The following is a 23,874-nucleotide window of genomic DNA, read 5'->3' on the forward strand; positions in this document are numbered from 1 at the left end:
ATGTGGCAGAATTTATGGCCGGGAGCGGGAGCGAAGATATATGCGAGGGTAAAACCTTGGCATGCTTATCGTTGGGCGCGATCACTGAGAATGGCCTTTCAAACCAATCAGGAACCTGTTGCTGCCACCTACGGCATTGCCGGGACGTCGCGCCAGAACGCGACAATCGCGTCTGAGAACGTCTGGAACTGGTCATCGCTCACCTTGAGGTGCGTGTGGTTCAGCAGTTTCTCTGACCACGGCGGCCGAGTGCCTTTGAGCGGATCGTCTAGATACTCGGAGCAGGTTTTCTTCAGGTCATCCAGCGATTTTCCGGCGCCGTGCTTGTAGACGTTGACCACCAACCGGCACGCATCGAGCGTCTTGAAGTAGTCCGTGCTTCGGACTTTCCAGCCGAAACTTTCCAGGAGGTCTGCAATCTTGGCGAAATCCGCTGACCAGACCTTCGCAGCTGCCGTATCCCCTCGATGCCAGTTTCGTAATTCGCGGACCAGCCAGTCCCGCAGCTGTTTGTCCCACTCGTGGAACATCCCTGCGGTGACACTCAACCGGGTTTGGTCGCGTATGCCGCTCAGGAGCTGGTAGAACTCAATGCCGGCGTCGCGAGCAGCCTCGTAGAAATCCCCGGAATCGTCTCAAACCGGCCTTTGCTTTGCTCCAGCACTGCGGGGCCAGATCCGGCGGCCCCCGCCGCGCTGAAATGCCTCGCTCCTGCGGCCTCACACTCGCCAGGAGGCACAAGTGCATCCCCATGCGTGACTGGCAGTGCGCTTCGCCGCAGGAAGAGTCCCGTTACTTTCCCGGCCTGGCAGGGCAGCTTGTCTCGGCGCCGCTGAATTCCGATCTGCAAAGCGGCCTCATCCCGTCACGCGCTGTGAAAAAAGGGCAGGAGGGCTACGGCTTCCATTTCAGCGTCAGCCGCTGAACGCTTGAGCCGGCTCTACGGCTATTCGGCTGGGGTTTTCCGAAGCTTTTCTAACACAAAGAGCTTGCCCTGGCGCACGGCGTACTCGATTGATTGCGCCTTTGCCAGATGTGCCGCAATCGAGCTGGCCAGCATGCAGCCCGTCCCGCGCATCGATGCGGCAAGACGCGGCGTGTCAAAGCGGACTGGTTCGTGATCGGGGCGCAACAGAATATCGGTTGATTGCGGTCCCGATGCATGGCCGCCCTTGATCAGCAGGGCCTGCATCCCGGCCACCAGCAATTCTTGGCCTTGCCACACTACGCCGTCCTCATCCACTGCCCGCTCCGAGCCAACAAGGAGTGCCAGCTCGAAGAGATTGGGGGTGACCAGACGGCAAAATGGCATCAGATCGCATTTCAGGGCGGCGATGGCGCCGGCTTCCAGGAGCGCCCGGCCTGACGTCGAGGCCAGCACCGGGTCGAGCACTGCCGGCACCTGCGGATTTTCGCGCAGCACTCCGGCAACCGCAATGACGATCTCCACCGTGGCGAGCATCCCGATCTTGATGGCCGCCACTTTGTTGGCCTGCAGCGCGGCGCGCATCTGATCGGCCACAAGATCGGGCTGCGAAGGATGGATTTTCATCACGGCTTCGTGCGTCTGCACCGTCAGCGCTGTGACGGCCAGGCAGGTGCGCACGCCAATGGAAGAGATCGTCTCGATATCGCGTGCAATTCCAGCCCCACCGCTGGAGTCTGATCCGCCGACCACGAGCACATGCGGTTCTCGGCTCAGCGCCATGGCTTTGTCTTTTCGATCCATTCTCGCGTGCGCGCTTCGGGATCGGCATTCAACGTGATGTCGGTGACCACCGCCGCGCTGTCCGCACCAGCCTCGAAGACACCGTCGAGCCGGTCGGGGTTGAGGCCGCCGATGGCGACCAATGGGATCGGCGCCACCCGATGCTTCCACGCGCTGATCCGCGCGAGCCCTTGCGGCCCCCATTTCATCTGCTTCAGGATGGTGGGATAGATGGGGCCGAGCGCGATATAGTCGGGCTCGGCAGCGATCGCCGTTTCCAGTTCGGGATGATCGTGCGTGCTGAGCCCGAGCTTCAATCCGGCGTATCTAATCGCCAGCAGGTCGGCCGCAGCCAAATCCTCCTGGCCGAGGTGGACGAAGTCGCAGCCTTCCTCAATTGCCGTGCGCCAATAGTCGTTGACGATCAGTTGGCAGCCATGGATCGCGCAGACGTCGTTCGCGCGGCGGATTTCCGACCGCAGCGTGGTCTCGTCCCTATCCTTGATGCGCAACTGAACCAGCTTGACGCCGAGCGGGACCAGCCGCTCGACCCAGTCAGCGCTGTCGACGATCAGGTAGAAGGGATCGAGCTTCATGAAAAAACTGCCCTGCCGATGGTCGGTGTCGATGGCACGGCGACGTCGCGCGGTTCAAGCATACCCGAGCTGAAAGCTTCACGACCGGCCTCGACCGCCTTGCCGAACGCACGCGCCATGCCGACCGGATCGGCCGCCTTGGCGACCGCGGTGTTCAGGAGTACGGCGTCAAAGCCGAGCTCCATGACGGTTGCCGCGTGCGACGGCCGTCCGAGCCCCGCATCCACGATCAGCGGAACATCAGGGAAATGTCCGCGCATCGAGCGCAGCGCCGTGATGTTGATCGGTCCGAGAGCGGAACCGATCGGCGCGCACCACGGCATCAAGACCTTGCAGCCCGCCGCAAGCAGTCGCTCGGCGACGACAAGGTCGTCGGTGGTATAGGGGTATACAGCAAAACCGTCCTCACACAGGATGCGGGCGGCTTCGACCAGACCGAACACATCCGGCTGCAGCGTGTCGTGGTTGCCGATCACTTCGAGCTTGACCCAGTTCGTACCGAAGACTTCGCGCGCCATTTGTGCGGTCGTGACCGCTTCCTTGACGGAGTGGCAGCCAGCAGTGTTGGGCAGGATTCTGACACCAAGCGAGCGGATCAACGACCAGAATTTTTCGCCGGCCCTGCCGCCTGCCATTTCACGGCGCAACGAGACGGTCACCACCGCCGTGCCCGATGCCCTGACTGCATAAGCAAGGATGGCCGGCGAAGGATATTGAGCCGTGCCGAGAAGCAGGCGGGAGGGAAGCGTCGTTCCAAGAAGGTCGAACATGCTAGCCTCCCTGCATGGCCGAGAGGATTTCGATCCGGTCGCCGTCGTTCAATTGGAATTCCGCCCGGTTGGCTTTGTGCACGAGGTCGTTGTTGACGGCGGTCGCGAGCCAATCGCCCTCATAGTCAAGCGCGGCAAGCAGCTCGGCCAGCGTGGTGGCGGCAACCTCATGCGCTTCGCCGTTGACCATCAGTTTCATGAGCAAGCTCCTTGGTTCTGTCTTGACTGAAAACCAGGTCGGCAGCCTGGCGCGCCATGGCGGGAGCCAGGAGAAAACCGTGACGATAGAACCCGTTGATCGCGATGATTTCACCCTTGGTTTCGACGCGCGGCAAATTGTCGGGAAAGGCTGGGCGGACGCCGACACCGGTTTCAACGATCTCGGCCTCGCCAAAGGCCGGGTGGAGGGCATAGGCGGTACCCAACAGTTCCATCATCGAACGCGCCGTAACCGGTCCGACGGACTGGCTTTCAATCATCGTCGCACCAATCATGAAACGGTGGTCGGTGCGCGGCACTGCATAGAGTGGAAAGCGCGGATGCAGCAGCCTGACGGGGCGCGACAGCGAGATATCAGGGGTACGCAGGATGAGCATTTCGCCGCGAACGCCGCGCAGCCAGTCATTTTGCGCCGCCATTCCCGTACAGTCGATCTGAGGATCGAAACCAAAAACATGCCGGGCGTCGGCGCCGAAGTGGAATTCAACACCCATGGCCGCGAGCTTGTCATGAAGTGCTGCCATCGCCTGGCGTGGATCAAGATGGCCCTCATCGGGGAAGAGCAATCCGCGGCGGAAGCGGCCGGCTAGGTCGGGCTCCAGCAAGGCAATTTCATCTTCCTCGACGCGCCGATAGCCCGTCGTGCGGCTGGCGAACCGGTCGAGCTCGCCCGCATCGCGCGGCGCGGCCAAGACCAGCGTTCCCCGTCGTGCTACCAAGCCGGGCGTTGCGGCGTCCCACCAGTCGGCGGCGTCACGTCCGAGATCCAGCACCGGCTGCTCGGCGCTTTCACGCTCGCACCACGGCGCCAACATGCCACCGGCGAACCACGACGCATTGCCGCCAAGGGCAGGCCTTGTCTCGGCAACGGTAACCACCGCGCCGCGTGCGGCGAACTCGAAGGCGACGGTGAGGCCGGCAACGCCGGCCCCTTTGATCAAGACCTTCATGATGGCTCACGTGGCTGAGGTATGAGCGGTGCGCCGGTCTCGTCCGCCGGCAGGTAGAGATCGCCGCCTTCGCGGTATTTCGCCGCCATCGCCGCCATGCCCTCTTTTTGTGCCTCGGCGCGTATGTCGTGAGAGATACGCATGGAGCAGAATTTCGGCCCGCACATCGAGCAGAAATGCGCCACCTTGTGCGCCTCCTTGGGCAAGGTCTGGTCGTGGAAGGACCGCGCCGTTTCGGGATCGAGCGACAGGTTGAACTGGTCCTCCCAGCGGAACTCGAAGCGCGCGCGGGAAAGGGCGTCATCCCTGACTTTCGCCGCCGGATGACCCTTCGCCAGGTCGGCGGCATGGGCGGCTATCTTGTAGGTGATCACGCCGATCTTGACGTCGTTGCGATCGGGAAGACCGAGATGCTCCTTGGGCGTGACGTAACAGAGCATGGCGGTGCCGAACCAGCCGATCATGGCAGCCCCAATGCCTGAGGTGATGTGGTCGTAGCCCGGCGCGATGTCGGTCGTCAGCGGTCCAAGCGTGTAGAACGGCGCCTCGCCGCAGACGGCGAGCTGCTTGTCCATGTTCGCCTTGATCTTGTGCATCGGCACGTGGCCGGGCCCCTCGATCATCACCTGGCAATCCTTCGCCCAGGCGATCTTCGTCAGCTCGCCGAGCGTTTCCAGTTCGGCGAATTGCGCCGCGTCGTTGGCATCGGCGATCGAGCCCGGACGAAGGCCGTCGCCGAGCGAGAAGGAGACGTCGTAGGCTCTGGCGATGTCGCAGATCTCCGCGAAGTGCTCGTAGAGGAAGCTTTCCCGGTGATGGTGCAGGCACCATTTGGCCATGATCGAGCCGCCGCGCGAGACGATACCCGTGACCCGGTCGACGGTCAGCGGGATATAATGCAGCCGCACGCCGGCGTGGATGGTGAAATAGTCGACGCCTTGCTCGGCCTGTTCGATCAGCGTGTCGCGGTAGACCTCCCAGGTTAGATCCTCGGCAATGCCTCCGACCTTTTCGAGCGCCTGGTAGAGCGGCACCGTGCCGATCGGCACCGGCGCGTTGCGCACGATCCAGTCGCGGATGTTGTGGATGTTGCGGCCGGTCGACAGGTCCATCACCGTATCGGCGCCCCAGCGGATCGCCCACACCATCTTTTCGACCTCTTCCGCCATCGACGATGTGACGGCGGAGTTACCGATATTGGCGTTGATCTTGACCAGGAAATTGCGGCCGATGATCATTGGCTCGCTCTCGGGATGGTTGATGTTGGCGGGAATGATCGCCCGTCCGCGCGCCACCTCGTCACGCACGAATTCGGGCGTGACGAAATCGGGCAGCGTCGCGCCGAAAGCCTCGCCGTCGCGCTCAAGCTTGCCGTGCAGGATCTCGCGACCAAGGTTCTCGCGAATGGCAACGAACTCCATTTCGGGTGTGATGATGCCGGCGCGCGCATAGGCAAGCTGCGTCACCGCCTTGCCTGCTTTGGCCCTGAGCGGTCGGTGGCGGATGGGAAATTCCGGCGTCAGGCGTTCGCCCGTCGCGAATCCGTTGTCCTCCGGCCGGACATGGCGGCCGTCACAGTCCTCGACATCGCCGCGGGCCAAGATCCATTCGTGGCGAAGCCGGGCCAGGCCTTTTTCGATGCTGGTTTCGACAGCCGGGTCGGTATAGGGGCCCGACGGATCGTAGACGGTAACGGGCGGCTCGCCGGCTGTCGGATGGACGGAGATTTCGCGCATCGGCACCCTGATCTGTGGGTGGAGAGCGCCCGGCTTGTGGATCTTACGCGAGGCGGGCAGCGGTCCCGTCGAGACGGCGGGGGTGAGGGCATTCATCTTGAGGCTCCTTTGCTCTTGCATTGGAGACCCAGTTCTGTGCCGGAAGGATGAAAAGACGCTTCTGTCGACCTGCCGAAACAGGACCTCGGGCGTAAACTCCCGCAAAGCGCTTGCACCGTCCCTACGCCAGTATGAACTGGATCAGGTTCAACGGGTCACTGCGCCGCGAAAGCCAGCAGTATCTCAGCCCCTTGCCGGGACTCCCCTGGTGAATGCCTCAGGTTGAACGGGCCGGGGTTGTCTTGTCAAGCGCATGTTCGTCCTGCGGCGGCGGTGGGCGGCAATCAAATTGGGCCCAAATTGGGCCGACGGCCTCGCCACGGGTCGCGGAGAAGTTCCGCGGGAGATAGGGCAGGTGTGGCCAAAGCTGCATTTGCCTCGTCAAACTTGATGTGACATTGACGTAGACGGAACTGCTGCGTTTCAAGGATCTTAAGCCGTCAATGCCTGATCGGAACAGAACTGGTGGGCCGCCCGAACGCCCCACAAACATCGTGCTCTCGATCACCTCCTATTGTCGCCGGAAAAGGGGTGATCGACCAATCGATCAAGTCGACCGCTCGCTGAAGGGCGCCCTCGGTTTCAGCACGGCTGGGCGAAGTGGCAATGACATGTCCAATCCAGTCTCGGAAATCCCCCTTCCTGACGATCGGTGTCTTGGGTTCAACATTCAATTTGACCTCGGCCACACCTGATATAGCAGCTGCCTGAGTGTCGCCACCAATCCAGTCCAGGGTGCCATCTTGATCAGGAAGCAGGAATCGCGCGGCCGCAGTATGTGAATGCTTTTTGCGCAGATCCCATTCCTCGCCAATGACAAGCTTGATGTGCTCGGTGACGAGGTCGACACCGTAAGCTAACTGGACCAGTTGAGGGTCGGGCGCGCCACTAAGACGCGGATTGACTTCAATGACAACTGGACCGCGTTTCGTGCACCGGAGTTCAATGTTAGTTGGCCCCCAGCCAAGGCCGAGAGCCCGCAAACAGCTCAGCGAAACATCGGCGATGCGCTCACGCTCCTGATCGGTTAGCAGGGCCGGATATGTCACCTCACGTATGACGAAATGGGGGAGGGGACCAAAGTCATTGGCGCAAATCGCAACGACCTCATTCCCCATAACATTAATGCTATAGAACGGGCCCTGTGCGAATTCTTCGACGAGTATTTTCGGTGTAGACCGCCATATGTGCTTTCCGCCCAATAGATAGGTCGTATGTTCGGCTACGTCTTCGAGGCTGCGGCACAATCGGACACCGATGCTGCCGCTGCCTACTGCCGGCTTAAGAATCACGGGCAGGCCGATCTCTGCAGCCGAGCTTTCTACCTCCGCCGCATTCGTTGCCAACCGATAAGCCGGTATTGGAACGCCGGCCTGCGCGAGGAGTTGGCGTTGCTTGAATTTGTCGCAGCTTCGTTCAATCGATTCAGGGTTCGGTCCCGGTAGATCGAAATGCCGGCAAAGCTTGCCAACTGTCGCATAGATCGATTCATGGTCCCCGGCAAAGCCAGTAATGCCAGCAATGTCGTGGGTAGCACGCAGCCGCGAACATTCGCGGACCAACGCTTCGAGATTGCCAGTGTCGACACGGATTGCCTCAACGTTTTCCGCCGAAAGATAGTCGTACCGAGGTGGATCAGCCGTCAGAGTAATTGGATGAAGACCAAGACACTGAGCCGCTTGGACGTATAGCTGACCAGTACCCCTATGGCCTTCGACCAATATGAGCGCTCTTCTTCTTACCATTGCTGTTAATCCCGATGTTGCGTGCTGGCGGCGGTCCGAGGGTACCGGCGTCACTTTTATGGCCGTGCCGGACCTCAGACTCGCGGTGCCGTACCATTGTCAACGACTGACGGTTGTAAAAATCTTGTAAATTGATTTGAAGGATCTGTTGCAGCGTTGTTGATTAGGGCGGCGTCGGAGGCTTGCTCCGTTCAAACCAGGTTAGCTGGGGTTGGTGTGTGATCCCGTGGGCCTGGGCGTGACCTACCCCTCGGGTAGGGCACGCCAAGCCACATCAAACTCGCAGCACAAGAACATGCGCTCTGGTCATACCGGCTCATGGTGAGCCCTGAATCTGGAACCGGCCCGATGTGTAAGCAGCGAGTCGTCAAACGGCCCCATTCAATCATGGAGTCACATCATTTAAGATCGCGAAAGCTGTCATTGCGGGTTACGGAACTGCTTTCCGTTGACATTCGAAGATGCGATCGGGCGTCAGAACCGGATCGCGGACCGCCGCTTCCACCTCGGCGAGCCCGGCTGATATAATCAGGTCTGAGGCTGCGCGCCCTGTCGTTCCCAGCATTTACATTAGGCAGCCTTGCCAAGATTGTCCCGCTGCAGAACCTGCCTGAGCGCATCGACGAACGTCCGAATATCTGTCGTACTATGGGCAGGCGTAACCGTCACCCTGAACCGCTCGGTTCCCACCGGAACACTCGGCGCCAGAATTGGCTGAACGTATATTCCATGCTGATCTAGAAGCTGGCGGGACGCTTCCTTGCAACGGAATGGATCACCAATAAGCACAGGAATGATGTGGCTTCGGGTCGGCATGACGGGGATGCCCGCCTCTTTCAGCAATCCGACTAAAAGTTTCGTTTTCCGGTGCAGATCAATTCGTTCTGAATCTGAATCGCGAAGATGGCGCAGCGCTGCCAGCGCACCAGCCGCTAGGGCTGGCGCAAGCGCCGTGGTGAAAATGAAACCGATCGAGAAGCTTCGTATGCTGTCAACAATGGAGGCAGGTCCGGTCACATAACCCCCCATCGAGCCGAACGCCTTACCTAGCGTTCCTTCGATGATGGTTGGACGATCCATGATGCCAAGTTCCGCGGCAATGCCGGCGCCTTTCGGACCGTACATTCCCGATGCATGAACTTCATCCAGAAACGTCATTGCGCCAAATTCGTCCGCCATGTCACAGATATCTTTGATCGGTGAAATGTCACCGTCCATTGAATATACCGATTCAAAAACAATGATCTTGGGTCTTGCAAGATTTACACTGCGCAGAAGCTCCCGCAAATGCGCAACGTCGTTATGCCGGAAGACGCGCTTTTCGGCCCGGCTGTTGCGGCATCCACTAATAATTGAAGCGTGGTTGTGCTCGTCAGAAAAAATAATTGTGTCCGGCATCAAAGATGCCAATGTACTCAATGATGAATCGTTTGAGCTGAAGCCGGAAACAAAAATCAATCCTGCTTCCTTATTGTGGAAACCTGCAAGCTCCCGCTCGAGCAACACGTGATAATGGTTGGTGCCACCAATGTTGCGGGATCCTCCCGATCCTGCGCCGTTGGCATCGATGGCGCGCTTCATTGCCGATAGCACTTTGGGGTGCTGCCCCATACCGAGATAATCATTAGTGCACCAAATGGTTATCTCTTTTCGGCCGTCGGGCCTATTGAGCCAGGCCTTTGGGAAGTTGCCAGACTGACGCTCCAGATCGGCAAATTCACGATACCCGCCACGGCCTTTGAGTTGCTCGATTCTTCCGGCGAAATACTGCACATAATCCAAATCAATCTCCTGTTGGGAAGCCGTTTTTCGGCGCGCTCAGTGCTGCTTCACAGCGCACCTGCGCCGGCCCATCGCGTCGCATCCCTCGACAAGCACCAGCAAGATTGGATTTCGACTACGCGCTTGATCTTGCGGGGGTTTCGGCCGCTCCAGCTAATTCGGGTAACGCGCCCCAAAGTGCAAGTGAAGAGAATGTTAAATCTATTTGTTACTGAAATGTTTGAAATTGCATAGTGTCGCAAGGGATTTCATAATTCTGGCCAGTCGTCGTTCGATTCCTGTCGCGGCCTTGTCAGAGCTGCGCTCGGCGGGCTTTCGGCCCGAGAGCCGCAATGCGCGAGGGCCGCGTCTTGTCGCGCAACAGCCCTTGAAGCCCTTCGGCGGCGAAACGCTCTGCAAACGCCATACGCAGCTTTTGGACTTGCTGGCCTGCCGGATCATCTTGACGGTGCCGACGTCATCGTCGGTCCAGCCGGTTCGGAGTCGCCTCAGAATCGGAAATTTCTGCCCATCAGACTGGAAATTGACATGTAAGCTTCCCGGCTCCTTCAGATGTCATCATCTCTCGCACACCAACTCATGCCACGCAGATGAGATCGCGCCTTTTTCTGTCGTCACATTCCATTGTCAGAATCGGAAAAGAAGGGTCTCCTTGTTTTTATAAAACAAAATTTCACAAATAATTATGAAAACGGACATGTTTCCTGCAGACAATTAACGTGCACGTACTTGTCTGCCGCTGAGTAACAAAATATAGGCAGCGATTATAACTTATAAACGTAGTGAAACGCGTCAATCGACATTTCCGTACATCTGCAGCAGAGACGAGGGGAGTCCCATGGGCCCTATGAAGATGCAGCCCGAGGAGATGGGCAGCCTGTCCGCGCGGATTTACAGCAAGGTGCGGGATGGCTTGATCATCGGCAATTTCGCGCCGGGCGATCGTCTCCTTATGCAGGATCTTGCCGAGCAGCTCGGAACCAGCATTACGCCGGTGCGCGAAGCCTGTCTGCGGCTCGTCAGCGAGCAGGCGCTCGAGTTGCGCTCCGGCAGGTTCGCCGCGGTGCCAGACCTCAGCCGCGCCCGCTACATTCAGATCAAGCTGATCCGCGTGGCACTTGAAGGGCTTGCGGCAGAACACGCTGCCGACCATTTTGCCCCCGCCGATCTCGAACAGCTTGAGACCTTCCGCGCCTCATTTGTAGAGAGCCATAAGGCCGGTAATATCAAGGAAGCGCGATCCTCCAATCGCGCTTTCCACTTCGGCGTCTACCGCCTGTCGCGTATGCCGATGCTGATCGGACAGATCGAAAGCATGTGGGCCTCGATGGGTCCAATCCTTAACGTTTACGATCGGGAAATTCCGCGCGGGTACACCGGCGCGGAAGAACATGACCATCTCATCGAGGCCTTGAGGGCTGGCGACAGGAAGAGGGCCCGCGAGGCGATCGAGAACGACATCCAGCGAGGCTCACATGGTTTTCTGCGCTATTTCGACGAGCGCGGCTCCGGCTGAGCTGAATTGCCCTAAGCACCATCGATCTGCGCGACGCGCGGTGTGCGCAGGCCGGCTGTTTCCCCGCCGTCTACAGTCACGACCGTGCCGTTGACATAGCTCGATTGATTCGAAAGTAACCAAGCGACCACATCAGCGATCTCTTCAGGGGCACCGAAGCGGTTGGCAGGGATCCGCAGTTCGAGCTGCTTCTTGCGCAGTGCATCGCTTATGATGTTGCCCATCATGCGTGTTTCGATCTGGCCGGGGCAGACAGCGTTGAAGCGGATCTCCTCGCCGAACTCCAGCGCGAGTGCCTGCGTCAGCCCGATGACCGCGGCCTTTGAGGCGCAGTAGGCAGCGAGCCCTTCTTCGCCCGTCTTTCCGGCGATGCTGGCCATGTTGACGACTGAACCCCTCCCGAGCCGCAAGCCGTCCAGCGCATGACGGATGAAGAAAAAGACGCTGCGTGCATTAACCGCAAGGATCTCATCCCAATCGTCCTGGGTGGCGGTGGCGAAGGCAATGCGCTTCGACATGCCGGCATTGTTCACGAGCCCCGCGAGCCGGCCGTTGCCAAGTTCAAGCGCACGGTCGACGACACGGCGGCAATCGTCTTCACGGATGATGTCACCGGCAACGAACGTGACACCGTGATTGGCGCGTTCGAGCGCCGCGCCCGCTTCTGCATCTCGGCCGGTCGCCACCACTCTGGAACCGGCAGACGCAAGTTTCTCCACGCAGGCCTGCCCAATCCCGTGCGTGGCGCCTGTTACGATGATCATTCCAATTCACTCCATTGCGTATTTGGCAACCGCACAGTTTGGGGGGCTCGCTTTTGGGCCAATCCCCGCCCCATCAAATCATGACGAACAACGTTGTCGTCACCTAGGATCAGTGGATCAAGTTGTGACGCAGGTTAAAGCCGGTGGACTGGCCCAAGCGCCGGGCCGTCGGCCCAACGGCTAGATTGGCGATACTGCGCATGTGGCCATGTCTTTCCTCGCGTGATGGGGTGTTCCCTAGAAGCGGAGCGATATGCGGGTGTGACCGATAAGGCGGACCGGCTATTCCGATGGGGACATCCATACTGTCGCATGACCGACTCGTCATCCCCGCAAGGCCAGTAATGCCAGAAGTGCTGCACAATACGCCAAGAACGCACACCGACCAATCAGTGTTTCGACTGTTCGCCGAACACGGGATCGGCCTCTCAGCTGGCAAAACCATGTCGCAATGGCTGGACGTGCATCGCGATTTGCGAGTCTGGTGACGCGGGACTTGCGCCGGCACGCTATCAAGGGAACCGGCCGCGACGGCTTGCCGGCGGAGGCTGTGCTGCCCTGCCCCTGCTCAAGCAGCACCACCCACTAAGCATCGGGAACCCGCGTTCCATTTAGAAGCCTCCACGTTGCGGGCCTTTGCCCGGCTGCCGGGAGAATGAAGTCGCAAGACAACACCCGCAATCCGGGCGCCGACCTCTAGGACGAGCTCAGGCTGGCAAGCGCCAGACGAGAGAAGTTGGAAAGCGGCACGGTCGTGCGCGGGGAACCGTCATTTCAACAATCATCCGACCGCAGCGTGTTATGGCACGCTGCCGTGCGGTTCAGCGCGGCTGTTGCAGCACGCGAATGCACTGGGCACATCTCCCTCCCTAAAGACCTATGACGATTTGGTCGATAGCGAAGTGCGGTTGCTGACCAATGGCTCTGTATTCGAAGGCCACGCTGATCGCTTTGACTTATTCGCCGGCGCTTGATGTCAGGCAACTCGATCGACAAGCCGCTACCCGTCGGTCGCGAGGAAGCCCACATCGTCGAGGCCAGTTGCATGGCTGCTGTCTCGACCTCGTTTTTCGTCAAATGGATTCTGATCCCGGTCGAGGCAGCGAAACCGCGATTGAAGACACCTTCCCGGCTGAGCACCGGCTAATGAAAACCCTATTGACTTATAACTTATAAGTAGTACGGTAGCGCTGTGAATGAACAACGGCGCGGATGGCCCTGAAGGCGAACTCGCCTAGACGGTACTGCGATCCGCCAGCAAGCCTCTGCTCCCAAGGCAGACCGCGGAGCCGGCGAAATCGCCGGCTCCGGACCCGGGAACACACGAAAATGGGGAATCACATGACCAAGAATCACGCTTTCCGATCCATCCTCGCGGTGGCTTTCGTCACCGGCGTGGCCGTCCTGCCCAACGCCGCCGAGGCCAAGGATTGGTGGCCCTTCAAGATCAACGCGGCCAAAGGCGGCGATCTGAAAAAAGTCGAGGCACTTGACTATGTGCCGCTGGAAAAGGCCGAGAAGCCCTGGAACCTGTGCGTCTTGTTTCCGCACCTCAAGGACAGCTACTGGGTCTCGGTGGACTACGGTATCGTTGAGGAAGCAAAGCGCCTGGGTGTCAAAGTGACGGTCCTGCAGGCCGGCGGCTATGACGCACTGCCCAAGCAGCTGTCGCAATATGACGATTGCGTCGCATCCGGCGCCCAGGGCATCCTCGTCGCAGCCATCTCGGAAGCCGGTCTGGCGGCCAAGCTGAAGGAGGGCGATGCCAAGGGTCTTGTCCAGATCGCCGTCGCCAATCCCATCCTGGAAACTCCGATCACCGCGCGCATCACTCCCGATACCTACCAGAAGGGTTTTCAGGAGGGTGAGTACCTCAAGAAGTATCTCGGCGACAAAAAGACGACCGCGATCGGCCTGCCGGGTCCGCAGGGATCGGGTTGGGCGGAGAGCTATATGGCGGGCTTTCGCGACAGCACCAAAACCGGCAACATCAAGCTCGCGGCCGAGCTCTATGGTGAGCCCGGCGTTCCGCAAAGCCTGCGCCTCGTCGAGGACGCGTTGCAGACCTATCCGGATCTCAATGTCATCTGGGGCGGGGCCGCGGCGGCGGAAGCGGCCGTCAGCGCCGTCGCCGACGCTGGCCGCGACGATGTCGTGATCATGTCGTCTTACGAGAACCAGACGATGCTGAAGCTGGTCAAGGAAGGCAAGGTGCTTGGCTTTGCCGCCGAGTATCCGGTGATGATGGGCCGCATCAGCGTCGACCTCGCGGTGCGCGCCTTGGAAAAGAAGGACTACGAGAAGGTTCTGCTGGTCGCGCCGGGCATCGTGACCAAGGACAACGTCGACAAGATCGACCCGACGCAGATTTTTGCGCCCGATGGGTGGAAGCCTGAATTTTCGGTACAATAGTCGCATCTTCGATGGGCGGCAGACCTCGGCCTTGGCCTGCCGCCCTTTCTGCTTCGATCTCGGTGGTGTCAAAAGATGCTTGAACTTACGGGTATGACGAAGCGTTTCGGGGGTGTGGTGGCGCTTGACGGCGTTGATTTCTCGCTGTTGAGCGGCGAGGTCCATGCCCTTCTCGGCGAAAACGGCGCCGGCAAGTCGACACTCATCAATCTGATAGCGGGAACCTATGGCTGGACCGAAGGCTCGTGCCGTATCGACGGCCAAGCCGTTTCCGCGCTGACCCCACAGAAATCCCGCGATGCCGGGGTGGCGGCTGTGTTCCAGGAATTCAGTCTTGTCCCCGACCTCACGGTCGAGGAGAACCTGTTTCTTGGACGCGAGATCAAGGGAAGGCTTTTCCTAAATCGGCGCGCGATGCGTGCCCGCGCGGAAGAACGCTTCCGCGACATTGGCTTTCACGTCGAGCTGGACAGCAAGATCGAAACGCTGACCCGGGCCCAAAAGCAGATGGTCGAGATTGCCAAGGGCATGCTTTCGGATGCCAAAATCCTCATCCTCGACGAACCGACCGCGTCGCTTACCGACGGTGAAGCGGAAAAACTGTTCGCCGCCATCGCGGGCCTCAAGGCGCGGGGCGTCGGCATCATCTATGTGTCGCATCGCATGGCCGAGATCCGTCGGCTCGCGGACCGTGTCACGGTCTTGCGAGGAGGGCGCAAGATCGACACAGTGGCCATCGCCGCGGCATCGGACGCGACCCTGATCGAGATGATGGTCGGCCAGCCGGTCGAACGACTTTATCCGTCAATTAGCCAGCGCCCCGCCGAAATCGTGCTGGCGACCAGGGGGCTGCGTGTCTCCGGTAGCGTGTCGGACGCCTCCATCACGGTCAGGGCTGGCGAAATCGTCGGCCTGGCGGGCCTGGTTGGCTGCGGTCGTAGCGAACTTTGCCGAGCCGTGTTCGGCCTGGAGCGGGTGACGGCCGGTGAGATCGAACTCCATGGCGCGGTGGTCAGAGCGCCGGTGCCGCACAGCATGTTGCGCGCCGGACTTTGTTACTATCCAGCCGACCGCGGCGCCGAGGGACTGGCGCTTGGCCGGCCAGGCCGCGAGAATGTGACCATGGCCGCGCTCGACGACCCGAGACTGTCCCAGCGCGGCATGCTCAAGTCCTGGCGCGAGCGCCGGGCGATAGCCGCTCCGTTGAAGACACTGGGTCTCCGGCCGATGGCGCCCGAACGGGCGGCCGCGTCATTTTCGGGAGGAAACCAGCAGAAACTCGTGCTGGCGCGCGGTCTGATGCGCCCGGTCTCGGTCCATATTTTCGATGAACCGACGGTTGGCATCGACGTCGGCGCCAAAAGCGAGGTCTACAGGCTGATGAAAACCCTGGTGGAGAATGGCGCGGCTATTCTGCTGTCATCGTCCGAACTGCCAGAGCTCGTTCATCTGGCCAACCGCGTCTACGTCATGCGCGAAGGGCGCATAGTCGCCGAACTCAAAGCCGACGGCATCACCGAGGCCACTGTGCTGCGCCACTATTTCGACGCCGAAACCGGCGCCACGGAGGCGGCATGAGCCCTGACACGCTGCGGCGACGTTTTGTGGAAACCGGCGGGATCGTCATCCTGCTTCTGGTCGCGGTTGCGGCCGCGGCCGCGATCATCGAACCGCGTTTTCTGAACCGCCTGAACATCCTCAACGTCCTGCGCAATTTCTCCTTCCTGGCAGTTCCGGCGATTGGTCAGATGATCGTCATGACCACCGGCGGTTTTGATCTGTCGGTCGGCGCCACCATGGCCTTGGCCTCAGTGGTCACTGCCGCGGCGATGGCCGCGATGCCCGATGCGCATGGGCTCCAGCTGCTGGTGCCCGTAGCGCTGGCCTTGGCCAGCGGCGCCTGTGTTGGCCTGGTAAACGGCACGCTGGTGGCGCGGCTTTCCCTATCACCTTTCATGGTGACATTGGCATCGTTGTCGATCGTCGCGGGAATTACGCTCTATTACACGCAGGGTATCCCGATCTATGGCGTTTCCGACGCCTTCGTCGGTGCCATCGGGCGAGGGCAGGTGCTTGGCCTGCCGCCGGTCTTGCTGCTGGCGATCGCGGTGATCGCCATCGCCATCATTCTGCAGCGTCGGACCGCGCTCGGGCGCCACTTCTACGCCGTCGGCGGCAATGTCGGTGCCGCCCGGCTGTCGGGAGTGCGCACATACCGTGTGCTGATTACCGCCTATGTGCTCTCCGGTCTTCTGGCCGCGTTCACCGGCGTGCTGATCACCGCTCGCATCGGGTCCGGCCAGTCCACGATCGGCGGCACGCTGGGACTGGAGACGATCGCCGCAGCGGTGATCGGCGGCGTTTCATTGCGCGGCGGCTCAGGCCGCGCCGAGAACGTCGCCATGGCGGCGCTGTGCCTGGCGATCATCGCCAATGCGATGAACCTCACGCAGATCGACAGCAAATTCCAGACGCTGGTTCTCGGTTCGGTGCTCATCGGCGCACTGGCTTTCGACCGAATTGTTCAGGGGAGGCGGGCCAATGTCTGATCGTCCAGACATGGCGGCTCCGGTTGTTCTTGACCGCGCTCGCCCGGACATCCGCCAGTTCGCGGTGCAGGCCAAGCTGCCGGGGCTCGTATTCCTGGCCCTGCTGGTTCTCGGTCTGCTCGACCCGCGCATCGTTTCAAGCGGCAATCTCTGGAACATCGCGATCCAGACCAGCTATCTCGCACTCTTCGCCATGGCGCAGACCATGGTGCTGCTGACGCGCGGCTTCGACCTGTCGCTTGGTTTCACCGTCTCGCTCGTCAGCGTCATATCGGCGATGGTGATGACCGGAACCGGCGATATGCCCATCCTGTGGGGAATCGCCGCTGGCCTTGGCGTCGGGCTGCTGATCGGCGGGCTGAACGGCGTCCTCATCGCCGGTATCGGCATCAACCCGTTGGTGACGACGCTCGGCATGGCCAACATTGTCATGGCGCTGGCGTCAACCGTCAGCGGCGGCTTTCCCGTGCCGGGCATTCCCGAAGCCTTCACGGAGGCCTTGGCGGAGGGACGGGTGATCGGCATTCCGGTGCCCATCGTGTTCGCCGCGCTGTGTTTCGCACTGCTGTTCCTGGTCCTGCGCTTCACCGTGTTCGGCCGCAGCCTGTATCTGATCGGCGCCAACCCTCGCGCGGCGAAGGCGGCGGGCGTTCGCACCGGACGTGTCGTTGCGATCGACTACGTGGTCTGCTCGCTGCTGGCCGCGATTGGCGCCATGCTGCTCACCGCGCGCACCGGATCGGGCGAGCCCAATCTCGGCGGCAACCTGACCCTGGAATCGATAGCGGCGGCGGTGGTCGGTGGCGTGCGGCTGACCGGCGGAGAGGGAGGCGTCACGGCGGCTCTGCTCGGTGCCCTGTTCATCACGATCATTTCCAACGCCATGAATCTCATGCAGGTCGACGGCTATCTGCAGCAGGTTCTTTTGGGCCTCATCATTCTGGCCAGCCTGATACTGGGCCGCGATCACAAGAAACGCTAACAGCTCCGGACCTTAAATGGCTTATCAAGTCTGCATCGATATAGGCGGAACTTTCACCGATTGCCTGGTTTCCGAGCCCGGTGGGAAAATCTCGATCTTCAAATCGCCGACGACCCCCGGCGAATTCGAGAAGGGGTTCATCAACGTGCTGCACGTCGCGGCCGCCGGATACGGGCTCGATCCCGCGACGTTCATGACCGCGATCGATTTGATCGTACACGGCTCGACCGTCTCGACCAACGCGCTGGTCGAGCGCAAGACCGTCAAGGTCGGTCTGATCCTCAACGAAGGACATCAGGACATCCTCGTCCTGCGCGAGGGCCCGCGCAAGGGCGCCTTCCAGTGGCGGCTCGACTATCCCGAGCCCTATGTCCCGCGCCACCTGACGAAGACGGCGCGGGGCCGCGTCGATGCGCGCGGGCGGGAGCTCACGCCTCTGTCGAGATCCGATGTCGAGGCGGCGATAGCCGATTTCCGGCGCTATGGGGTCGAAGCGATAGCGGTCGGTCTGCTTTGGTCGGTCGTCAATCCCATTCATGAAACAACGGTGCGCGAAATCATCGCGCAGGCATGGCCGGAGATGCCGGTGACGCTTAGCCATGAAGTCAATCCGATGTCGCGCGAGTATAAGCGCATCATCGCGGCCGCTATCGACGCGTCGATCAATCCGATCGTGCGCACCTATATCGAGGACTTGCGGCAAGCACTGTCGCAGGCTGGTTTCCAGGGCGAGCTGCTGCTGGCCAACTGCGTCGGTGGAATGATGCCTCCCGCCGAGATGCTGCGGCGGCCAATCTACAGCGTCATGTCGGGGCCGACGCTGGCGCCGATGGCGGCGCTGGCGCTGAGCGACGAAGCCAACGTCATCGTCGGTGACATGGGCGGCACCACCTTCGACGTCTCGGCTTTGCGTGACCACCAGATCATCGTCACCCCGGACAGCATGATCCACGACGATTCACTAGGCATCGCGAAAGTTGATGTGAGATCGGTCGGCGCCGGCGGCGGGTCGATTGCCTGGGTCGATGATGGCGGCCTGCTGCGGGTCGGCCCACAGAGCGCTGGCGCGCGGCCGGGGCCGGCATGCTACGGAGCGGGCGGCACCGCGCCGACGGTCACCGATGCCAATGTCGTGCTCGGCATCATTGATCCCGATTATTTTCTCGGCGGCCGGATCAAGATCAGCCGCGAACTGGCCGAGAAAGCGGTCGCGAGCATCGCGACGCGGCTCGGCATCCCGCTGCTCGACGCGGCTTACGCCATCCAGACCACCAGCAACCACAACATGGTCGGGGCCATCGAGGAAATCACCATTCGCGAGGGCATAAACCCACGCGACAGTTTCTTTGTCTGCGGCGGCGGTGCGACCGCCATCCACATCGCCGAGATGGCCGACATATTGGGCTTGAAACGCTACATGATCCCGCGCTTCATGGCTGGGTTGAGCGCGTTCGGCGGGTTGATCTCGGATATTACGCGCGAGGAAAGCGCGGTTTTCCTGACCTCGACCTCGACCCGGCGCTTCGACGCCGCTGGCGTCTCCGACATCCTGGCGCGGTTGAAGGTGTCGGGCGAGGCATTCCTCGAACAGGCCGGCGTTGAGCCCGAGCTGCGGCGTTTCGAGTTCTCCTTTCTTGGTCGCTACGAGTACCAGTCCTGGGAAATCGAGGTCCATTTCGAGGCCAATGAGCCGCGCCTCGAAGCGGAAAAACTCCCAAGTCTCGTCGAAGCGTTTCATCAGATGCACGAACGCATTTATTCGATCAGATCCGACCGCGACATTGTCGAATTCACCAACTGGAAGCTGCGCGCGGTGGGCAAGCGGGCTAACCAGGATGCCTGGAAGGATTTCAGGCTGGCCGACCAGGCGACGGCGCCGGTCGCCAAGACCCATCGGCCAGCCTATTTGCATGAAACTCGGCGGACGAGCTCTCTGCCTGTTTACGACATGGACCAGCTTGGCGCGGGGGCGGCGCTTGATGGGCCATGCCTGGTGGAGTCGACGACGTTCACCGCCTTCCTCAAGGACGGACATCGCGGGCGCGTCGACCCACAAGGCAACATCGTCGTGACCGTCGATTGACACCAACCTTCCCGAGCAAGGCATCATAAAATGAATTCACCTGTCATTCGCCTGGAGACGCCAACGCGCCGCGTCGATCCGTTCCTGATGTCGGTTCTCAAAAGCCGGTTCGAGGCCGTCGTGCGGGAAATGACGCTGGTCGTGATGCGGGCCAGCCGCTCGGCGGTGATCAAGAACGCCCGCGACCTGAGCTGTGCGATCCTGACCTATGATCACCGCCTCGTTTCCACCGAGGACGCGCTGCCGATCCACGTCATGTCGATGGATCTGGCGACCCGTCCGATAACGGAGTTGTTCGACGATATCGCCGACGGCGACATCTTCCTCAACAACTGCCCATACACGGGCGGCACCCATCATGCCGACCTGATCATGGCGATGCCGATCTTTTTCGGTGGCATGCCGCTGTTTTGGGCCGTGGCGCTTTCCCATCACGCCGATACTGGCGCGCCGACGCCTTCGACCTATCTGCCATTCGCCAAGAACGTTTATGAGGAAGGCATCCACTTTCCCTGCGTGCGCGTGGTCGAACAGCACAGGGAGAAGCAGGACATCCTGCGCATCGGCATGATGCGCAACCGTGTTCCAGACATCTGGCTGGGCGACGTGCGCGCCCAGATCGGCGCCTGCAGGACCGGTCGACGCCGTCTGTTGGAACTGCTTGAAAAATACGGCCGCGACACGCTGCTGGATTTCGTCGAGGACTGGTTCGACTACGGTGCACGTCGCGCCATGGCCGAGATCGCCAAATTGCCGAAGGGCAAGTTCACCTACGAGGTCCGCCATGACCCGGTCCCCGGCGTGGCGGAAGAGGGCATCCCGGTCAGGATCACCATCGATGTCGACCCCGAAGCCGGCGAAATCACGGTCGATGTGCGTGACAACATGGATAACGTCCCTGGCGGTCTCAATCTGTCGGAAAACACCTGCACGGGCTCGTGCCGCATTGGCGTCTTCAACAATCTCGACGACGGCATCCCGCACAACGAGGGCGCCAAGAGCCGGATCAAGGTGTTGATGCGGGAGGGAAGCGTGGTTGGCAAACCGCGCTACCCCGTAGGCACCTCGGTGGCGACCACCAATGTCAACGACCGCTTGATCATCGCCGGCAACTGCGTGTTCTCGACCATGGGAGAACCTTATGGCCAGGCCGAGAGCGGCTCGCACCTGCCAGCGGGGATCGGCGTGATTTCAGGCAAGGATCCGTTCAAGGATGGGCAGCCCTACGTCAACCAGGTCTTCATTGGCTACGCCGGCGGCGGCGCGCGTCACGGCTATGACGGCTGGCTGACATATTGCGGGCCGGCGAATGGCGGTCTGATCGCGCTGGATTCCGTGGAGGTGGACGAATCCATGTATCCCATCATCATTGAATCGCGCGGCGTGGTGGCGGACACGCAAGGCATTGGCGAGTTCGAGGGCGCTCCCGCGGTGGGCGGTGTCTTCTATCCCGTCGACCACGAGATGACACTGGTCTACTCGGCCGATGGCACAACCTTTCCGCCGCGCGGCGTGCTCGGCGGCGGTGACGCCAAGGCCAGTCGCAGTGCCAAGCGCGGCCCGGACGGCAAGCTGGTGGAATTGCCTGCGTTCCATGAGGAGGCGTGTCGCGCCGGCGAGCGCATCGAGTTCGTTGCCTGTGGCGGCGGTGGCTACGGCGACCCGACCAAGCGCGATGTCAGCCGTGTCGCGGCCAGCGTTGACCGCGGCTGGCTAACGAGCGAAGCGGCTCGCCAATCCTACAAGGTGGCCCTGGTGCTGGACGCCGAGCAGGGCGTCTGGGTCGTCGACCGGGATGCCACCGCGCGCCTTCGGGCGGCCTGAGCCAGCGCGAAGAGAGGTCGCCAGCAAATGACCGGCGGCTTCGATCACGCCCGCTTGGCGGCCGCGTCCTGCTCGTCGAAATACCGCAACAGGTTCATGCCACCGCGCACGATGTCGCGTTCGATCGCCTTACGCGCCACCTTCTTGTTGCGGGTCCGGAACGCTCCGATCAGCGTCTCGTGCTCCTCCGCGCCGATGTAATCGTTCTCGGCCTGCAGATAATACACGTTGAGGATAGGGCCCATCGAGACCCACAGGCTTTCGATCTGGGCGATCAGCATATCCATCTTGGACAGGCGGTAGACGCCGAAGTGGAATTCACGATTGGCGCGACGGGCGCGGTCAGCATCGCCGGACGTTTCGCCGGCCACGAAATCGCGATGGATCTCGACCAGTTTTGCAATGTCCTTCTCCGAAACATGCTCGACGGCGAGTTCGGCCGCTAGTCCCTCGAGCGCGATGCGAATGAGCCGGACCTGCCAGTAACGCGACCGGGTCAGCTCTGGAACGGTGATGAACCGCCCCGACCGCAGTTCCAGCGCCTGCTCGCTGACGAGCCTGAAACAGGCCTCTCGCACAGGCGTGACGCTGGTGCCCAGCCGTTGCGCCAAATCCTGCATCAACAGCCTTTCGCCGGGCCGGAAATTGCCGGCGATCAGGGCTTCGCGCAGCGAGATATAAGTTCTCGCCGACAGACTGCCTTGCTCGATTGGCTGCATCGTGCTCATGGTCCACCGCTGCAATCTTGGCCGCACCGAATCGGCAACGGATAGTGCGAGACGCTCTTATATCCTATAAGTCCGTTGCGAAACATGGCTAGGAGCTGGCGGGTTTCCCGGCGGAGAGCTTGCGCAGGATAGTCTCGATGATATCCAGCGATTTCTCCACTGTCGCCCGGTCATGGCTCCCTGACAGGTAGAGACGCTTGAGCGCGAGCGGCTGGCCGATCAGCCGGTTCGCCACCATCTCTCTGCGGAATGCAAGATCGAAGACATCGTCGTTGCGCAGCAAGTCCTGATAGTCGCGGTAAGGCCCGCTGAGGAAATAGATCAGCCAGACCGAGCCAAACCCGGCGCTCTGCGCGGGCAGGCCGAGGCGATCGATAATGCCATCCAGCTGCGTGCGCATGAAAGCGCCGAGGGCGAAGAGACGGTCGTAGAAGCCTGGTTTGGACAGCTCCTCGATCGTCGCCTGCATGGCGGCGAGCGTCGACGGCGTGCCGTTGAAAGTACCGCCCATGAATACGGAGCCTTCCCCGGTCCGACCGACGAGCTCCATGAGATCGCGACGACCGGCCACCACGCCAACGGGATAGCCTGACGAGGCCGCCTTGCCGAAGGTCGCGAGATCAGGCGTGACGTCGGCGATCGACTGATAGCCGCCAAGCGCGTGGCGAAAGCCGGTGATGACCTCGTCGAAGATCAGCACGACACCATGATCGCTGGTCAGGCGACGTAGGTCGCGCAGGAAAACATCCGTGGCCATCAGCGACCCGATATTGTGAGCGATTGGCTCGATGATGATCGCCGCGACCTCGCCCGGATTGGCCTTGAGATAATCCTCGACGGCGCCGGCATCGTTGTAAGGCAGCACGATGGTGTGACGGGCGGCATCCTCGAGGATGCCGGCGCTGATCGGGTCGTACTTGCCGATCGCCTGCGCGTGCGACTGTACGTTCATGGCGATATAGTCGTGCCAGCCGTGATAGCCGCCTTGGAACTTGATGATGCGCTTGCGACCGGTTGCGGCGCGGGCAAGGCGCAGGGCGTGATAGGTCGCCTCCGATCCGGAATTGCAGAAGGCGACCAGATCCGCGCAAGGGATGCAGTCGACCAGCGCCTCCGCCACCTCGATCTCCAGCCGCATCGTTCCCGCACCGACAAGATCGATGTCCTGGGAGACCGCGGCGATGCGTTCACGCACCGCCGGATGACAGTGGCCAAGCACATTGGCGCCGAAGCCGCAATGGAAGTCGGTGTACTGGTGTCCCTCGACGTCGTAGAGAAACGCACCCTGCGCCCGGGCAAAGACATGCGGCGCGCCGAGCCTGCGGCTCGGGCTGAGCAATCCGCCCGGCATCACCGCGCCGGCGCGCTCAATGAGTCGGGAGGTGTTATTCTGATCGGTCATCGGAATGTC

General features: G+C 61.1%; 20 protein-coding genes, 1 pseudogene and 1 riboswitch. Of the genes and pseudogenes, 9 read left to right on the top strand and 12 right to left on the bottom strand.

Annotated elements, in window-relative coordinates:
• Positions 1 to 128 precede the first annotated feature (128 nt).
• Entirely contained in the window at positions 129 to 548 is a 420-nt protein-coding gene (locus tag X741_RS01000000166810; RefSeq protein WP_245272726.1) for a hypothetical protein, read from the bottom strand.
• A gap of 203 nt (positions 549 to 751) precedes the next feature.
• Here X741_RS01000000166810 and X741_RS1000000169855 point away from each other — a divergent pair, with 203 nt between their 5' ends.
• On the top strand, positions 752 to 925 hold the full coding sequence (locus X741_RS1000000169855; RefSeq protein WP_023778378.1) for a hypothetical protein: 174 nt from the start codon (positions 752 to 754) through the stop codon (positions 923 to 925).
• A gap of 21 nt (positions 926 to 946) precedes the next feature.
• Here the strand turns inward: X741_RS1000000169855 and X741_RS150750 are convergent, their stop codons facing one another.
• The 8 genes from X741_RS150750 to hemA all read right to left on the bottom strand — a co-directional run bounded on the left by X741_RS150750 (position 947) and on the right by hemA (position 9,605).
• A complete protein-coding gene (locus tag X741_RS150750) occupies positions 947 to 1,708 on the bottom strand; it encodes a hydroxymethylpyrimidine/phosphomethylpyrimidine kinase (RefSeq protein ID WP_023778379.1) in 762 nt (253 codons plus the stop codon).
• Positions 1,699 to 2,304 carry a thiamine phosphate synthase gene (locus X741_RS150745; protein ID WP_023778380.1) on the bottom strand — a complete coding sequence of 202 codons (606 nt, stop codon included), beginning with the start codon at positions 2,302 to 2,304 and terminating at the stop codon, positions 1,699 to 1,701. Before X741_RS150745 ends, X741_RS150750 begins: the two co-directional genes overlap by 10 nt.
• Positions 2,301 to 3,074, bottom strand: a complete 774-nt coding sequence (locus X741_RS150740) for a thiazole synthase (RefSeq protein WP_023778381.1) — start codon at positions 3,072 to 3,074, stop codon at positions 2,301 to 2,303. Before X741_RS150740 ends, X741_RS150745 begins: the two co-directional genes overlap by 4 nt.
• 1 nt (position 3,075) lies before the next feature.
• The gene (gene thiS / locus X741_RS150735) at positions 3,076 to 3,273 is read right to left on the bottom strand and encodes a sulfur carrier protein ThiS (protein WP_023778382.1); all 198 of its coding nucleotides are present in this window, start codon (positions 3,271 to 3,273) and stop codon (positions 3,076 to 3,078) included.
• Positions 3,242 to 4,243 carry a glycine oxidase ThiO gene (gene thiO, locus X741_RS150730; RefSeq protein WP_023778383.1) on the bottom strand — a complete coding sequence of 334 codons (1,002 nt, stop codon included), beginning with the start codon at positions 4,241 to 4,243 and terminating at the stop codon, positions 3,242 to 3,244. Before thiO ends, thiS begins: the two co-directional genes overlap by 32 nt.
• Complete coding sequence (gene thiC / locus X741_RS150725; RefSeq protein WP_023778384.1) at positions 4,240 to 6,075, bottom strand: phosphomethylpyrimidine synthase ThiC; 1,836 nt, start codon at positions 6,073 to 6,075, stop codon at positions 4,240 to 4,242. Before thiC ends, thiO begins: the two co-directional genes overlap by 4 nt.
• Before the next feature lie 103 nt (positions 6,076 to 6,178).
• A riboswitch (TPP riboswitch) is annotated at positions 6,179 to 6,295 on the bottom strand.
• A 223-nt stretch (positions 6,296 to 6,518) separates the two neighbouring features.
• Positions 6,519 to 7,823 carry an acetyl-CoA carboxylase biotin carboxylase subunit family protein gene (locus tag X741_RS150720; RefSeq protein WP_023778385.1) on the bottom strand — a complete coding sequence of 435 codons (1,305 nt, stop codon included), beginning with the start codon at positions 7,821 to 7,823 and terminating at the stop codon, positions 6,519 to 6,521.
• Positions 7,824 to 8,393: 570 nt separating this feature from the next.
• Positions 8,394 to 9,605: a 5-aminolevulinate synthase gene (gene hemA / locus X741_RS150715; protein WP_023778386.1), complete on the bottom strand. Its 1,212-nt coding sequence runs from the start codon at positions 9,603 to 9,605 to the stop codon at positions 8,394 to 8,396.
• 847 nt (positions 9,606 to 10,452) lie between these two features.
• Between hemA and X741_RS150710 the strand changes: the two genes are divergently transcribed.
• Complete coding sequence (locus X741_RS150710; RefSeq protein ID WP_032904552.1) at positions 10,453 to 11,121, top strand: FCD domain-containing protein; 669 nt, start codon at positions 10,453 to 10,455, stop codon at positions 11,119 to 11,121.
• Positions 11,122 to 11,132: 11 nt separating this feature from the next.
• On the opposite strand, the gene X741_RS150705 is transcribed toward X741_RS150710, so the two are convergent.
• Positions 11,133 to 11,885 carry an SDR family oxidoreductase gene (locus X741_RS150705; RefSeq protein ID WP_023778387.1) on the bottom strand — a complete coding sequence of 251 codons (753 nt, stop codon included), beginning with the start codon at positions 11,883 to 11,885 and terminating at the stop codon, positions 11,133 to 11,135.
• Between the two features lie 363 nt (positions 11,886 to 12,248).
• Here X741_RS150705 and X741_RS1000000171040 point away from each other — a divergent pair.
• The 7 genes and pseudogenes from X741_RS1000000171040 to X741_RS150675 form a co-directional block, all read left to right on the top strand.
• Positions 12,249 to 12,645 (top strand): annotated as a pseudogene (locus X741_RS1000000171040) (ISNCY family transposase); the annotation flags it as partial.
• A gap of 581 nt (positions 12,646 to 13,226) precedes the next feature.
• Positions 13,227 to 14,297: a TMAO reductase system periplasmic protein TorT gene (gene torT, locus X741_RS150700; protein WP_031250164.1), complete on the top strand. Its 1,071-nt coding sequence runs from the start codon at positions 13,227 to 13,229 to the stop codon at positions 14,295 to 14,297.
• 75 nt (positions 14,298 to 14,372) lie between these two features.
• Positions 14,373 to 15,875 (top strand): sugar ABC transporter ATP-binding protein, encoded by a 1,503-nt coding sequence (locus tag X741_RS150695; protein WP_023778390.1) that lies wholly within the window; start codon positions 14,373 to 14,375, stop codon positions 15,873 to 15,875.
• Positions 15,872 to 16,846, top strand: a complete 975-nt coding sequence (locus X741_RS150690; RefSeq protein WP_023778391.1) for an ABC transporter permease — start codon at positions 15,872 to 15,874, stop codon at positions 16,844 to 16,846. The genes X741_RS150695 and X741_RS150690 overlap by 4 nt, the downstream gene beginning before the upstream one ends.
• Positions 16,839 to 17,828: an ABC transporter permease gene (locus X741_RS150685; protein ID WP_031250165.1), complete on the top strand. Its 990-nt coding sequence runs from the start codon at positions 16,839 to 16,841 to the stop codon at positions 17,826 to 17,828. Before X741_RS150690 ends, X741_RS150685 begins: the two co-directional genes overlap by 8 nt.
• A 16-nt stretch (positions 17,829 to 17,844) precedes the next feature.
• Positions 17,845 to 19,911 (top strand): hydantoinase/oxoprolinase family protein, encoded by a 2,067-nt coding sequence (locus X741_RS150680; protein WP_023778393.1) that lies wholly within the window; start codon positions 17,845 to 17,847, stop codon positions 19,909 to 19,911.
• Positions 19,912 to 19,941: 30 nt separating this feature from the next.
• A complete protein-coding gene (locus tag X741_RS150675) occupies positions 19,942 to 21,735 on the top strand; it encodes a hydantoinase B/oxoprolinase family protein (protein ID WP_023778394.1) in 1,794 nt (597 codons plus the stop codon).
• Positions 21,736 to 21,779: 44 nt separating this feature from the next.
• On the opposite strand, the gene X741_RS150670 is transcribed toward X741_RS150675, so the two are convergent.
• Together X741_RS150670 and X741_RS150665 are read right to left on the bottom strand one after the other, a co-directional pair.
• Complete coding sequence (locus X741_RS150670) at positions 21,780 to 22,463, bottom strand: GntR family transcriptional regulator (protein ID WP_023778395.1); 684 nt, start codon at positions 22,461 to 22,463, stop codon at positions 21,780 to 21,782.
• Positions 22,464 to 22,551: 88 nt separating this feature from the next.
• Positions 22,552 to 23,865 carry an aspartate aminotransferase family protein gene (locus tag X741_RS150665; protein ID WP_023778396.1) on the bottom strand — a complete coding sequence of 438 codons (1,314 nt, stop codon included), beginning with the start codon at positions 23,863 to 23,865 and terminating at the stop codon, positions 22,552 to 22,554.
• Positions 23,866 to 23,874: the final 9 nt, after the last annotated feature.

This window comes from Mesorhizobium sp. LNHC221B00 (assembly GCF_000502935.1).
Taxonomy (GTDB): Bacteria; Pseudomonadota; Alphaproteobacteria; order Rhizobiales; family Rhizobiaceae; genus Mesorhizobium; species Mesorhizobium opportunistum.

Bases quoted from the DNA above. Each gene is read 5' to 3' on its own strand.
- X741_RS1000000169855 (WP_023778378.1), top strand. From the start codon at position 752: ATGCGTGACTGGCAGTGCGCTTCGCCGCAGGAAGAGTCCCGTTACTTT.
- X741_RS150750 (WP_023778379.1), bottom strand. From the start codon at position 1,708: ATGGCGCTGAGCCGAGAACCGCATGTGCTCGTGGTCGGCGGATCAGAC.
- X741_RS150745 (WP_023778380.1), bottom strand. From the start codon at position 2,304: ATGAAGCTCGATCCCTTCTACCTGATCGTCGACAGCGCTGACTGGGTC.
- X741_RS150740 (WP_023778381.1), bottom strand. From the start codon at position 3,074: ATGTTCGACCTTCTTGGAACGACGCTTCCCTCCCGCCTGCTTCTCGGC.
- thiS (WP_023778382.1), bottom strand. From the start codon at position 3,273: ATGAAACTGATGGTCAACGGCGAAGCGCATGAGGTTGCCGCCACCACG.
- thiO (WP_023778383.1), bottom strand. From the start codon at position 4,243: ATGAAGGTCTTGATCAAAGGGGCCGGCGTTGCCGGCCTCACCGTCGCC.
- thiC (WP_023778384.1), bottom strand. From the start codon at position 6,075: ATGAATGCCCTCACCCCCGCCGTCTCGACGGGACCGCTGCCCGCCTCG.
- X741_RS150720 (WP_023778385.1), bottom strand. From the start codon at position 7,823: ATGGTAAGAAGAAGAGCGCTCATATTGGTCGAAGGCCATAGGGGTACT.
- X741_RS150710 (WP_032904552.1), top strand. From the start codon at position 10,453: ATGAAGATGCAGCCCGAGGAGATGGGCAGCCTGTCCGCGCGGATTTAC.
- X741_RS150705 (WP_023778387.1), bottom strand. From the start codon at position 11,885: ATGATCATCGTAACAGGCGCCACGCACGGGATTGGGCAGGCCTGCGTG.
- torT (WP_031250164.1), top strand. From the start codon at position 13,227: ATGACCAAGAATCACGCTTTCCGATCCATCCTCGCGGTGGCTTTCGTC.
- X741_RS150695 (WP_023778390.1), top strand. From the start codon at position 14,373: ATGCTTGAACTTACGGGTATGACGAAGCGTTTCGGGGGTGTGGTGGCG.
- X741_RS150690 (WP_023778391.1), top strand. From the start codon at position 15,872: ATGAGCCCTGACACGCTGCGGCGACGTTTTGTGGAAACCGGCGGGATC.
- X741_RS150685 (WP_031250165.1), top strand. From the start codon at position 16,839: ATGTCTGATCGTCCAGACATGGCGGCTCCGGTTGTTCTTGACCGCGCT.
- X741_RS150680 (WP_023778393.1), top strand. From the start codon at position 17,845: ATGGCTTATCAAGTCTGCATCGATATAGGCGGAACTTTCACCGATTGC.
- X741_RS150675 (WP_023778394.1), top strand. From the start codon at position 19,942: ATGAATTCACCTGTCATTCGCCTGGAGACGCCAACGCGCCGCGTCGAT.
- X741_RS150670 (WP_023778395.1), bottom strand. From the start codon at position 22,463: ATGAGCACGATGCAGCCAATCGAGCAAGGCAGTCTGTCGGCGAGAACT.
- X741_RS150665 (WP_023778396.1), bottom strand. From the start codon at position 23,865: ATGACCGATCAGAATAACACCTCCCGACTCATTGAGCGCGCCGGCGCG.